This window comes from Variovorax sp. 10N432 (genome assembly GCF_056394465.1).
In genome coordinates this window covers 48,609-60,574 of sequence record NZ_JBFTHX010000011.1, presented here as the reverse complement: position 1 = coordinate 60,574, position 11,966 = coordinate 48,609, and the positions used below count along the sequence as shown (strand labels likewise).

The window sequence follows — 11,966 nt, the reverse complement described above, 5'->3', positions numbered from 1 at the left end:
CATGCGCATCCTCGGCATCGACCCCGGACTGCAGACCACCGGCTTCGGCGTGGTCGACGTCGACGGCCACGCGCTGCGCTATGTCGCCAGCGGCACCATCAGCACCCGCCACCTCGGCACCGGCGAGCTGCCGGCGCGGCTGAAGGTGCTGTTCGACGGCATCGGCGAACTGGCGGCGCGCTACCAGCCCGACGCGGCCGCGGTCGAGATCGTCTTCGTCAACGTCAATCCGCAGTCCACGCTGCTGCTGGGCCAGGCCCGCGGCGCCTGCCTCACGGCCCTGGTGACCCGCGATCTCGCGGTGTCGGAATACACGGCACTGCAGATGAAGCAGGCCGTGGCGGGCCACGGGCGGGCCGCCAAGGCGCAGGTCCAGGAGATGGTCAAGCGGCTGCTACATCTGCCGGGGCTGCCGGGCAGCGATGCGGCCGACGCACTCGGCATCGCGATCACGCATGCCCACGTGGGCGCGTCGCTGGCGCGGCTCGGGCAGGCGACCGTGCTGGGGCGCAGCACGAGTGGGCGTTATCGGGACGGCCGGACGCGCTGAGATCTAATCAGTTGAGGACAGAGCAAAAACTGCTGCGCAGTTTCTTGGTCTGTCCCGCAAGGTCTCACGAGGTCGAGGACAGAGCAAAAACTCCTGCGCAGTTTCTTGGTCTGTCCCGCAAGGTCTCACGAGGTCGAGGACAGAGCAAAAACTCCTGCGCAGTTTCTTGGTCTGTCCCGCAAGGTCTCAGAAAGCCCGCTCCGCGATCAGCACCGCAAAGAAGCCGAAGGCCGCCAGCAAGGTCCACTTGAGCACGATCCAGCCGAAGCGCCGGTACTTGAGCTGCCCGGTGCCGGCGTAGAACGCGAACGAGACGCCGGCCGCCAGCAACAGCAGCAGGATGGCCCAGCGGAACAGAAGCATCGGCGCCGCCGCGCTACCAGGCGCGCGCGACTTCGGCGAAGCCGGACGGGGCCCGCTTCTCGTCGTCGAAGGTCACGACCTCGTAGGCATCCGGATGGGCGAGCAGCTCGCGCAGCAGCTTGTTGTTGAGCGCATGGCCGGAGCGAAAGGCGCTGTAGGCGGCCAGCAGCGGCCGCCCGATGACGTACAGGTCGCCCATCGCGTCGAGGATCTTGTGCTTGACGAACTCGTCGTCGTAGCGCAGCCCGCCGGCATTGAGCACCTTGGTGTCGTCCATCACGATCGCGTTGTCGAGCCCGCCGCCGAGCGCCAGTCCCTTGGAGCGCATGTACTCGACTTCCTTGGTGAACCCGAAGGTGCGCGCGCGTGCGATGTCGCGGCTGTAGGAGCCGCTGCCGAGGTCGAACTCGACCCGCTGGCCGGTCGAGTTGACCACCCGGTGGTCGAAGTCGATCTCGAAACTGAGCTTGTAGCCGTGGTAAGGCTCGAGCCGCGCCCACTTGGCATCCGCGCCCTCGCCTTCGCGCACCTCGACCGGCTTGGTGACCCGGATGAAGCGCCGCGGCGCCGCCTGCGGCTGGATGCCCGCGCTCTGCAGCAGGAAGACGAAGGACGATGCCGAGCCGTCGAGGATCGGCACCTCGTCGGCCGTGATGTCGATCAGCAGGTTGTCGATGCCCAGGCCGGCGCAGGCCGACATCAGGTGCTCGACGGTCTGGACCTTGGCGCCGCCCGCCGAGACGGTCGACGCCAGCCGGGTGTCGGTCACCGACTCGGCCGTCATCGCGATCTCGACCGGCTCCGGCAAGTCGACCCGGCGGAACACGATGCCGTGGTCGACCGGTGCCGGCCGCAAGGTGAGCTCGACCCGCTGGCCGCTGTGCAGCCCCACGCCAACGGCGCGGGTGATCGACTTGAGGGTTCGTTGGGACAGCACGGAGGGCATTTTAGAGGCGCGCGCCGTCCGCTGCGCCGCACGCCTCGCTATGTCCCCGATAGCCGTCATATGGGCCTATGCGGATTGATTGATGGTTCGAAAAGCGTAGCGAGCGCTCCGAGGTTGCGCCGAGAAGCGGAGCCGTACCTGGGTACGGCGAGCATCGCAGGCGCAAAATCGGGGCGCGCAGTAGCTTTGCGAACCATCAATCGGCCTGGCGGCGCAGGAAGGCCGGGATCTCGAAGTCGTCCATGCCGCCCGACGACAGCGCATCGACCTTGGCCGCGGCCATGGTGCGGTTGGTGCGCCACACGCTGGGCACCGCCATGCCGTCGTAGTTCGGCTGGCTGGCGGCGTGGCCGGTGCCGGTGCCGAGGGTCGGCACGGTGAACGCGATGTTGTCGGTGCCGGTGCGGATCACTTCGAGCGTCGGTGCCTGGCGGCGTGCATCCTGGCGCGACAGGCCGGTGGCCACCACGGTGACGCGCATCTCGTCGCCGAGGGCGTCGTCGTAGGCGGCGCCGTAGATCACGTGCGCGTCCGGCGATGCGTAGGCGCGGATGGTGTTCATCGCGAGCTTCGATTCGCTCAGCTTGAGCGAAGACTTCGAGGCCGTCACCAGCACCAGCACGCCCTTGGCGCCCGACAGGTCGATGCCTTCGAGCAGCGGGCAGGCCACGGCCTGCTCGGCGGCGATGCGGGCGCGGTCCGGGCCGCTGGCCGCAGCCGTGCCCATCATCGCCTTGCCGGGCTCGCCCATCACGGTGCGCACGTCTTCGAAGTCGACGTTGACGCCGCCGTATTCGTTGATGATCTCCGAGATGCCGCCGACCGCGTTCTTCAGCACGTCGTTGGCATGGGCGAAGGCCTCGTCCTGCGTCACGTCCTCGCCGAGCACGTCGAGCAGCTTCTCGTTGAGCACCACGATCAGCGAGTCGACGTTGGCTTCGAGTTCGGCCAGGCCCTGGTCGGCATTGGTCATCCGGCGGCCGCCTTCCCAGTCGAAGGGCTTGGTCACCACGCCCACCGTGAGGATGCCCATCTCCTTGGCGATGCGCGCGATCACGGGCGCCGCACCGGTGCCCGTGCCGCCGCCCATGCCGGCCGTGATGAACAGCATGTGCGCGCCGGCGATCGATTCGCGGATGTCGTCGATCGCGGCCTCGGCGGCGTCGCGGCCCTTCTCGGGCTTGCTGCCGGCGCCCAGGCCGTTGGTACCGAGCTGGATCGTCTTGTGGGCGTTGCTGCGCGACAGCGCCTGGGCGTCGGTGTTGGCGCAGACGAACTGCACCCCTTGCACGCCGCGCTCCATCATGTGGGCGACCGCGTTGCCGCCGCCGCCGCCGACGCCGATCACCTTGATCTGGGTGCCCTGGTTGAACTCTTCGATCTCGATCATTTCGATAGCCATTTTTCTGACTCCTTGAATTTGCAGTTGCCGTTTATTGATGAATGAATTTGTTGTGGGTATGCAGTTGAGCGCGGTCAGGGCGGAGGTCCGGTTCGCCGCCATCGCTCGTTGAAATGCAGCGGGGGACTGCCCCGCGCCAGCCAGAGACGGTGGGGTGTCATGTCAGAAGTTCCCCACGATGAAGTCCTTGAAGCGCCCGAACGCGGTCTTGACCGAGCCGTTCTTCTGCGCCACCTTGAAGCCGCGCAGGCGCGCATAGCGGGCCTCCTCGAGCAGGCCCATGACGGTGGCGGCGCGCGGCTGCGCGACCATGTCCGACAGCGCGCTCGAGTACTTCGGAATGCCGCGCCGCACCGGCTTCAGGAAGATGTCCTCGCCGAGCTCGACCATGCCCGGCATCACGGCGCTGCCGCCGGTCAGCACCACGCCCGAGGACAGCACTTCCTCGTAGCCCGACTCGCGCACCACCTGCTGCACCAGCGAGAAGATCTCCTCGATCCGCGGCTCGATCACGCCGGCCAGTGCCTGCTTGCTCAGCATCCGCGGGCCGCGGTCGCCCAGGCCCGGCACCTCGACCTGGGTGTCGGGGTCGGCCAGCAGCTGCTTGGCGTAGCCGTTCTCGACCTTGATGTCCTCGGCGTCCTTGGTCGGGGTGCGCAGCGCCATCGCGATGTCGCTGGTGATCAGGTCGCCGGCGATCGGGATCACGGCCGTGTGGCGGATCGCGCCGTTGGTGAAGATCGCGACGTCGGTGGTGCCGGCGCCGATGTCGACCAGCACCACGCCGAGTTCACGCTCGTCCTCGGTCAGCACCGCGAGGCTGGAGGCCAGCGGGTTCAGCATCAGCTGGTCGACCTCGAGGCCGCAGCGGCGCACGCACTTGATGATGTTCTCGGCCGCGCTCTGGGCACCGGTCACGATGTGCACCTTGGCCTCCAGCCGCATGCCGCTCATGCCGATCGGCTCCTTGACGTCCTGGCCGTCGATCACGAACTCCTGCGGCTCGACCAGCAGCAGGCGCTGGTCGCTCGAGATGTTGATCGCGCGTGCCGTTTCCACCACGCGGGCGACGTCGGCCGGCGTGACTTCCTTGTCCTTCACCGCCACCATGCCGCTCGAATTGATGCCGCGGATGTGGCTGCCGGTGATCCCCGTGTAGACCCGGCTGATCTTGCAGTCGGCCATCAGCTCGGCCTCCTTGAGGGCCTGCTGGATGCTCTGCACGGTGGCGTCGATGTTGACCACCACCCCGCGCTTGAGCCCGTTGCTCGGCGCGATGCCGAGCCCGGCCAGCTTGAGCTCGCCGTTGGGCAGCACCTCGGCGACCACCGCCATCACCTTGGCGGTGCCGATGTCGAGGCCGACAACGAGATCTTTGTACTCTTTGGACATGTGCTTCCTCTGTTCGCTCTCTCTACTTTTTCTTCGGGTCGGCAACGACCGTCGTCACGCCACGCAACCGCAGCGCATAGCCCTCGTTGTGTCGCAGGTCGGCGCCCTCGACCGCCGCCACCGTGCGCCCGTACTGGCTCGCCACCGGCGTCACGGTGCGCAGGAAGCGCTCTGTGCGGGCCACCACCTCATCGCCCTGCCCGCGTCCGAGTTCGAGCACGGCGCCGGTGTCGAGCTGCGCCCGCCAGCTGCCGCGACCGGTCAGCGTGAGCTCGTCGATCGCGAGGTCGTAGGGCTTGAACAGCGGCGCCAGGACCCGGTACATGCCCAGCACCTGGCCGGCCTGCTCGGGCGGGCCGTCCAGCCGCGGCAGGTTGTCGTCGACCTCGGCCACGTTGGCTTCGAACACCTCGCCGAAGCCGTTGATCAGCTTCGAGCCGGCCTCGTCGCCCCAGTGCGCCACCGGCACGTGCTCGGTCAGCGTGGCGCGCAGCTTGTTCGGGAACTCGCGCCGCACCACCGCCTTGCGCACCCACGGCACCGACTCGAAGGCGGCGCGCGCGCGCGCCAGGTCGACCGTGAAGAAGTTGCCCGCCAGCTGCGGCGCCACGTTGGCGCGCAAGGTGACCGCGTTGTTGTGCGTGACCTCGCCATCGACCTTGATGCCGGCCAGCGGGGAGAAGGGTTGGCGCAGCACCCACCAGCCGCCCGCCGCCAGCAGCATGAGCGCGAACAGCGCGAACACGAGGGTCGCGAGCACGTTCATGAGCTTGACGTCGAAGGGGACGGAGATGCTGTCGGCCATCAGTTCGCCTCGCTGCGGTTCGGCGTTCCGGAATCGAGCGTGGCCGTCGCCAGCACGCGCAGGCAGAGGTCCTCGTAGGCGATGCCGGCGGCCCGCGCCGACATCGGCACCAGCGAGTGGCTGGTCATGCCGGGCGAGGTGTTCATCTCGAGCAGGAAGGGCTTGCGGTCGCTGGCCCGGATCATCAGGTCGGCGCGCCCCCAGCCGCGGCAGCCGAGCTGGTGGTAGGCGGCCAGCGCGATGCGCCGGATCTCGTGCTCTTCGGCCTCGGGCAGGCCGCTCGGGCAGTGGTACTTGACGTCGTCGGTGAAGTACTTGTTCTGGTAGTCGTAGGCGCCCTCGGGCGCGGCGATGCGCACCACCGGCAGCGCCACGGCGTCGAGGCCGCTGCCCAGCAGGGCGCAGGTGACCTCTTCGCCCTCGATGAACTCCTCGCACAGCACGTCGGCGTCGTAGCGCACCGCCAGCGCCACCGCATCCTGCATCTGCGAGTAGCCCTCGACCTTGGTCACGCCGATCGAGGAACCCTCGCGCGGCGGCTTCACGATCAGCGGCAGGCCCAGCACGTCGGGCACCGCGTTGATCTGCTCGCGGCTCTGCTGGTCGAAGGCCAGGCGCACATAGCGCGGCGTCGGCAGGCCGTCTGCCTGCCAGATGCGCTTGGTCATGACCTTGTCCATGGCCACGCTCGACGCCATGACGCCGGAACCGGTATAGGGAATGCCGAGCAATTCGAGCGCGCCCTGCACTGTGCCGTCCTCGCCGTGGCGTCCGTGCAGCGCGACGAAGCAGCGGGCGAAGCCCTCGCGCCTGAGTTCGGCCAGATCGCGATCGGCCGGATCGAAGGGGTGGGCATCGACGCCGCGCGAACGCAGCGCCTCCAGCACGCCGGTGCCCGACATGATGGAGATCTCGCGCTCGGCCGAGCTGCCGCCGAACAGCACCGCCACCTTGCCCAGGGCCTGGGGTTCCACGACGCTCACAGCGCCCTCCCTTCGCGCGTGAAGCGCTCCGACTTCTGCGGCGCCAGGGCGCCGATCTCGACCACCTTGGCCGGCACGGCGCCGATCGATCCGGCGCCCATGCAGATCAGGACATCGCCATCGCGCGCGTTGTCCAGGATCGCCTGCGGCATTGCCGCGATCTCGTCGACGAACACCGGTTCGACCTTGCCCGCGACGCGCAGCGCACGCGCCAGCGAGCGGCCGTCGGCGGCCACGATCGGGGCCTCGCCGGCGGCGTAGACCTCGCCCAGCAGCACCGCGTCGGCCTGGCCGATGACCTTGACGAAATCCTCGAAGCAGTCCCGGGTGCGCGTGAAGCGGTGCGGCTGGAAGGCCAGCACCAGCCGCCGGCCCGGAAAGGCGCCGCGCGCCGCGGCGATGGTGGCCGCCATTTCGACCGGGTGGTGGCCGTAGTCGTCAATCAGCGTGAACTGACCCGGACGGCCGCCCGGCAGCGCCACTTCGCCATAGCGCTGGAAGCGCCGGCCCACGCCCTTGAAGTCGGCCAGGCCGCGCTGCACCGCTTCGTCGGGCACGCTGAGCTCGACCGCCACCGCGATCACCGCCAGCGCGTTGCGCACGTTGTGCTCGCCCGGCAGGTTCAGCACGATGTCGAGGTCGGGCAGCGTGACGCCGTTGCGGCGCTGGGCCGTGAAGTGCATCTGCGAACCCACCGCGCGCACGTTGACCGCGCGCACCTGGGCTTCCTCGCCGAAGCCGTAGCTGGTCACCGGGCAGGACACCTGGGTCACGACCTCGCGCACCGCCGGATCGTCGGTGCACAGGATCGCGACGCCATAGAAGGGCATGCGGTGCAGGAAGTCGACGAAGGCCTTCTTGAGCTTCGCGAAGTCGTGCCCGTAGGTCTCCATGTGGTCGGCGTCGATGTTCGTGACCACCGCCATCACCGGCAGCAGGTTCAGGAACGAGGCATCGGATTCATCGGCCTCGACCACGATGTAGTCGCCGCTGCCGAGCTGCGCATTGGCGCCGGCGCTGTTGAGCCGGCCGCCGATCACGAAGGTCGGATCGAAGCCGGCCGCGGCCAGCACGCTCGCCACCAGGCTGGTGGTGGTGGTCTTGCCGTGGGTGCCGGCGATCGCGATCCCCTGCTTGAGCCGCATCAGCTCGGCCAGCATCATGGCGCGCGGCACCACCGGGATGCGCTTCTCGCGCGCCGCCACCACCTCGGGGTTGTCGGCGTTGACCGCGGTCGATGTCACGACCGCGTCGGCGCCCGCGATGTGGGCCGCGTCATGGCCGACGAAGGTCGCGATGCCGAGGCTGGCCAGGCGCTTGAGGGTCGCGCTGTCGGCCAGGTCCGAGCCGGAGATCTTGTAGCCGAGGTTGAGCAGCACTTCGGCGATGCCGCTCATGCCCGAGCCGCCGACGCCGACGAAGTGGATGTGACGAATGGCGTGCTTCATTTGGCAAGCTCCTCGCAAGCGCGGACGACGTGGTCGACCGCTTCGGTTTTCTGCATCGACTTGGCCTTCACGGCGCGTTCGAGGAGCGCAGCGCGCCCGGTGTTCTTTAGCAATTCGGCCAGCAATTCGGGTGTCAGTTCGGTTTGTTGAACGAGCCAGCCACCGCCGGCGTCGACAAGGAAGCGGGCATTGGTGGTCTGGTGGTCGTCCACGGCGGAGGGAAATGGCACGAACAGCGCTGCTGCGCCGACGGCCGCGATTTCGGTGACGGTGCTGGCACCGGCACGGGCGACGACCAGGTCGGCGTCGGCATAGGCCTGCGCCGTGTCGTCGATGAAAGGAGTGAGTTGGCCGTCGACGCCGGCGGCGGCGTAGTTGGCCCGCAGTTCGTCGATCTGCTTGGCACCACTCTGGTGGGTGACCTGCGGCCGCTCGGCCGGGGCGATCAGGGCCAGCGCCTTCGGCACCACGGCGTTGAGCGCGCGGGCGCCGAGGCTGCCGCCGACCACCAGCAGCTTGAGCGGACCAGCGCGGCCGGCGAAGCGCGCAGCCGGCTCGCCCTGCTTCAGGAAGGCGGCGCGCAAGGGGTTGCCCACCCACTGCGCCTTCTTGATGACGTTCGGGAACGCCGTGAAGACGCGGTCGGCCACGCTCGCGAGCACCTTGTTGGCCAGGCCCGCGACCGAGTTCTGCTCGTGCAGCACCAGCGGCTTGCCGAGCAGCACGCTCATCATGCCGCCCGGGAAGGTGATGTAGCCGCCGAGGCCGACCACCACGTCGGGCTTGACGCGGCGCACCACGGCAATGCTCTGCAGGAAGGCGCGCAGCAGGCGCATGGGCAGCAAGGCCAGGGTCAGCGGTCCCTTGCCACGCACGCCGCCGAACTGCACCGGTTCGAAGGCGAAGCCGCGCGGCGGCACCAGCTTTTCTTCCATGCTGCCCGGCGCACCGAGCCAGTGGACACGCCAGCCGCGCTCGCGCAGGGCCTCGGCCACGGCCAGGCCCGGGAAGATGTGTCCTCCCGTGCCGCCCGCCATGACCAATGCCGTTCTGCTCATACGCGGCCTCCGCGCATGAGAACGCGGTTCTCGTAGTCGATCCGCAGCACCACGGCCAGCGCCACCACGTTCAACAGGATGGCCGACCCGCCGAAGCTCATCAGCGGCAGGGTCAGGCCCTTGGTCGGCAGCGCGCCGAGGTTCACCCCCATGTTGATGAAGGTCTGGAAGCCGATCCAGATGCCGATGCCCTGCGCCACCAGGCCCGAGAACACGCGGTCGAGCGCGATCGCCTGGCGGCCGATATGCATGATCCGGCGCGTGAGCCAGAGGAACAGCGCGATCGCCAGCAGCACGCCGACCAGGCCGAACTCCTCGCCGATCACGGCCATCAGGAAGTCGGTGTGGGCCTCGGGCAGCCAGTGCAGCTTCTCGACGCTGCCGCCGAGGCCGACGCCGAAGACTTCGCCGCGGCCGATCGCGATCAGCGAGTGCGACAGCTGGTAGCCCTTGCCGAGCGCGTGCTCCTCGCTCCAGGGGTCGAGGTAGGCGAAGATCCGCTCGCGCCGCCAGGGGCTGGTCGCCACGATGGTGCTGAAGGCCACCACGACCAGCGCCGCGATGACGAAGAACATCCGCGCATTGACGCCGCCCAGGAACAGGATGCCCATGGCAATCACCGCGATCACCATGAAGGCACCCATGTCGGGCTCGGCCATCACCAGCATGCCGACCACCACCACCGCGATGCCCATCGGCAGCACGGCGCGGAAGAAGCGCTCCTTGATCTCCATCTTGCGCACCATGTAGCTGGCCGCATAGAGCACCATCGCGAGCTTGGCCAGCTCCGAGGGCTGGAAGCGCATGAAGCCCAGCGGCAGCCAGCGGCGGGCGCCGTTGACATTGATGCCGACGTGCGGCACCAGCACCGCCACCAGCAGCAGCAGCGAGGCGACGAAGAGCCAGGGCGCGGCGCGCTCCCAGGTCTTCATCGGCACCTGGAAGGCCAGCAGGCCGGCGATCGCGGCGATCACCAGCGAGGCCGCGTGGCGCGTGAGGAAGAAGGTCGGCGTGTAGCCGGCGCGGGTGAAGCGCGGGCTGTCGGACAGCGCGATCGAGGCCGAATAGACCATCACCAGGCCCCAGGCCAGCAGCGCCACGGTGACCCAGACCAGGGCCTGGTCGAAGCCGAGCACGCGCACCGGGGCCGCCTTGGTCTGCGTCATGCCGGCGTTGCCGAGCCGCACCGGCAGGTGCATGGGCAGGGCATCGATGCCGCTCTTGGCACGGCTGAACCAGCCGCTGAAGCGGCCGGTCTTGTTGGACGTGGCGGCGCTCGCGCTGTTCATGACGCCTCCGACACGGGGTTCGACGGCAGATCGGCCAGCGCCTCGACGGCCTCGCAGAAGACCTGCGCACGGTGCGCGTAGTCGCGGAACATGTCGAAGCTGGCGCAGGCCGGCGACAGCAGCACGGCGTCGCCCGGGTGCGCGCGGCCGGCCGCCAGTGTCACGGCCTCGGCCAGCGAGGCGGCGCCCAGCAGCGGGATGCCGGTGGCCACGAGCGCGGCCTCGATCAACGGCGCGTCGCGGCCGATCAGGATCACGGCGCGGGCGTACTGCGCCACCGGCGCGGCCAGCGGCGTGAAGTCCTGGCCCTTGCCCTCGCCGCCGAGGATCACCACCAGCCGGCGCTCCTCGCCGAGGCCCACCAGCGCGGCGACGGTGGCGCCGACATTGGTGCCCTTGCTGTCGTCGAAGTACTCGACGTCGCCGACGATCGCCACCGGCTCGACCCGGTGCGGCTCGCCGCGGTATTCGCGCAGCCCGTAGAGCATCGGCGCCAGCTGGCAGCCCGCGGCGGTGGCCAGTGCCAGCGCCGCCAGCGCATTGAGCGCGTTGTGGCGGCCGCGGATGCGCAGCGCATCGGCCGGCATCAGGCGCTGGATGAAGATCTCTTCCTCCTCGACCGCGGCACCCCGCTTGCGTTTCTGGGTCTCGTCGGCTTCGAGCGCACGCACCAGCCAGGCCATGCCGTTGAGGCGCTCGATGCCGTAGTCCCCGGGCCGCAGCGGCATCGCCGCGCCGAAGGTGATGACGCTGCGCGCCACCTGGCCCCGCGCCAGCTTGACCGGCGCCGGCCGCATCGCCATGACGGCGGCATCCTCGCGGTTGAGCACCATCACACCCTTGCGGCCGAAGACGCGCGCCTTGGCCGCGGCGTAGGCGGCCATGTCGCCATGCCAGTCGAGGTGGTCCTGCGACAGGTTCAGCACGGTGGCGGCGGTCGGCTCGAAGTCCTGCACGCCGTCGAGCTGGAAGCTCGACAGCTCGAGCACCCAGACCTCGGGCAGGTCGTCGGCGTCGATCCGGGCCGACAGCGTGTCGAGCAGGGTCGGGCCGATGTTGCCGGCCACGGCGACGCTCTTGCCGGCGCGCTCGACCAATTGGCCGGTGAGCGCGGTCACGGTGGTCTTGCCGTTGGTGCCGGTGATGGCCAGCACCGCGGGCGTGTAGCCCTTGGGCGCCGGCGGCACGACCACCGGCTCGGCCAGCGGGGTGAACGAATCGTCGTCATCGTCGGGCAGCGCGGCGGCGGGTTCAGGTGCTTCGGCCGCCTCGGCGGCATCGGCGGTATCGGCGGTATCGGGCTCGACGGCGTCGGGCGCGGGCTCCGCGTGCGCGGCCGGCTCCGGCGCCACGACCGCTTCGACCGCCTGCGCCTCTTCCACGATCCGCAGGTCCGCCAAGGCGCGCGCGAACAGGTCCAGTTCGCCCCCCACCGGCAGGCCCATCGCCCGGGCCGCATCGATCACCGGCGCCACCGACGCCGGCGACAGCCCCGGCGAGCGGTACACCGCGCGCACCGGCGTGCCTTCGACCAGCGCGGCCGTCAGCGGTCCGCCGACGAACACGGCGCCGGGCAGCTCGGCGCGCAGGGCCGCCAGCTGCGGCGGCGCCTCGCGGGTGTCGGCGACCGTGAGCACGGCGCCGTGGCGCGCGCACCAGCGCGCCATCGCCAGCCCGGACGCACCGAGGCCGAGGACGAGGACGTGGAGGTCTTTCAGATGCCGCATGGT

The 11,966-nt window shown here is 69.5% G+C and carries 11 protein-coding genes; 1 reads left to right on the top strand and 10 read right to left on the bottom strand.

Features of this window, described 5'->3' with window-relative positions; genetic code table 11:
- The first annotated feature begins 1 nt into the window (after position 1).
- Positions 2-550 carry a crossover junction endodeoxyribonuclease RuvC gene (gene ruvC, locus AC1DF3_RS15135; protein WP_286533949.1) on the top strand — a complete coding sequence of 183 codons (549 nt, stop codon included), beginning with the start codon at positions 2-4 and terminating at the stop codon, positions 548-550.
- 186 nt (positions 551-736) lie between these two features.
- Here ruvC and AC1DF3_RS15130 read toward each other — a convergent pair whose 3' ends face one another.
- The 10 genes from AC1DF3_RS15130 to murD form a co-directional block, all read right to left on the bottom strand.
- Positions 737-913 carry a hypothetical protein gene (locus tag AC1DF3_RS15130; RefSeq protein ID WP_286504600.1) on the bottom strand — a complete coding sequence of 59 codons (177 nt, stop codon included), beginning with the start codon at positions 911-913 and terminating at the stop codon, positions 737-739.
- 13 nt (positions 914-926) lie between these two features.
- The gene (lpxC, locus tag AC1DF3_RS15125) at positions 927-1,850 is read right to left on the bottom strand and encodes a UDP-3-O-acyl-N-acetylglucosamine deacetylase (protein WP_286533950.1); all 924 of its coding nucleotides are present in this window, start codon (positions 1,848-1,850) and stop codon (positions 927-929) included.
- A 205-nt stretch (positions 1,851-2,055) separates the two neighbouring features.
- A complete protein-coding gene (gene ftsZ / locus AC1DF3_RS15120; protein ID WP_286523849.1) occupies positions 2,056-3,261 on the bottom strand; it encodes a cell division protein FtsZ in 1,206 nt (401 codons plus the stop codon).
- A gap of 162 nt (positions 3,262-3,423) precedes the next feature.
- Positions 3,424-4,653, bottom strand: coding sequence for a cell division protein FtsA (gene ftsA, locus AC1DF3_RS15115; protein WP_286368870.1), 1,230 nt, complete (start codon positions 4,651-4,653; stop codon positions 3,424-3,426).
- 22 nt (positions 4,654-4,675) lie between these two features.
- The gene (locus tag AC1DF3_RS15110; RefSeq protein ID WP_478140056.1) at positions 4,676-5,458 is read right to left on the bottom strand and encodes a cell division protein FtsQ/DivIB; all 783 of its coding nucleotides are present in this window, start codon (positions 5,456-5,458) and stop codon (positions 4,676-4,678) included.
- Positions 5,458-6,441 carry a D-alanine--D-alanine ligase gene (locus AC1DF3_RS15105; RefSeq protein WP_478140055.1) on the bottom strand — a complete coding sequence of 328 codons (984 nt, stop codon included), beginning with the start codon at positions 6,439-6,441 and terminating at the stop codon, positions 5,458-5,460. Before AC1DF3_RS15105 ends, AC1DF3_RS15110 begins: the two co-directional genes overlap by 1 nt.
- Positions 6,438-7,889 carry a UDP-N-acetylmuramate--L-alanine ligase gene (gene murC, locus AC1DF3_RS15100; protein ID WP_286523855.1) on the bottom strand — a complete coding sequence of 484 codons (1,452 nt, stop codon included), beginning with the start codon at positions 7,887-7,889 and terminating at the stop codon, positions 6,438-6,440. Before murC ends, AC1DF3_RS15105 begins: the two co-directional genes overlap by 4 nt.
- Positions 7,886-8,947, bottom strand: coding sequence for an undecaprenyldiphospho-muramoylpentapeptide beta-N-acetylglucosaminyltransferase (gene murG, locus AC1DF3_RS15095; RefSeq protein WP_301813732.1), 1,062 nt, complete (start codon positions 8,945-8,947; stop codon positions 7,886-7,888). Before murG ends, murC begins: the two co-directional genes overlap by 4 nt.
- A complete protein-coding gene (ftsW, locus tag AC1DF3_RS15090) occupies positions 8,944-10,236 on the bottom strand; it encodes a putative lipid II flippase FtsW (protein ID WP_286533955.1) in 1,293 nt (430 codons plus the stop codon). The genes murG and ftsW overlap by 4 nt, the downstream gene beginning before the upstream one ends.
- Positions 10,233-11,963, bottom strand: coding sequence for a UDP-N-acetylmuramoyl-L-alanine--D-glutamate ligase (gene murD / locus AC1DF3_RS15085; protein WP_478140054.1), 1,731 nt, complete (start codon positions 11,961-11,963; stop codon positions 10,233-10,235). The genes ftsW and murD overlap by 4 nt, the downstream gene beginning before the upstream one ends.
- Positions 11,964-11,966 lie beyond the last annotated feature (3 nt).

Coding starts and splice junctions, on each gene's coding strand:
- murG (WP_301813732.1), bottom strand. CDS start 8,947: ATGAGCAGAACGGCATTGGTCATGGCGGGCGGCACGGGAGGACACATC.
- murD (WP_478140054.1), bottom strand. CDS start 11,963: ATGCGGCATCTGAAAGACCTCCACGTCCTCGTCCTCGGCCTCGGTGCG.
- murC (WP_286523855.1), bottom strand. CDS start 7,889: ATGAAGCACGCCATTCGTCACATCCACTTCGTCGGCGTCGGCGGCTCG.
- AC1DF3_RS15130 (WP_286504600.1), bottom strand. CDS start 913: ATGCTTCTGTTCCGCTGGGCCATCCTGCTGCTGTTGCTGGCGGCCGGC.
- ftsZ (WP_286523849.1), bottom strand. CDS start 3,261: ATGGCTATCGAAATGATCGAGATCGAAGAGTTCAACCAGGGCACCCAG.
- ruvC (WP_286533949.1), top strand. CDS start 2: ATGCGCATCCTCGGCATCGACCCCGGACTGCAGACCACCGGCTTCGGC.
- ftsA (WP_286368870.1), bottom strand. CDS start 4,653: ATGTCCAAAGAGTACAAAGATCTCGTTGTCGGCCTCGACATCGGCACC.
- ftsW (WP_286533955.1), bottom strand. CDS start 10,236: ATGAACAGCGCGAGCGCCGCCACGTCCAACAAGACCGGCCGCTTCAGC.
- AC1DF3_RS15110 (WP_478140056.1), bottom strand. CDS start 5,458: ATGGCCGACAGCATCTCCGTCCCCTTCGACGTCAAGCTCATGAACGTG.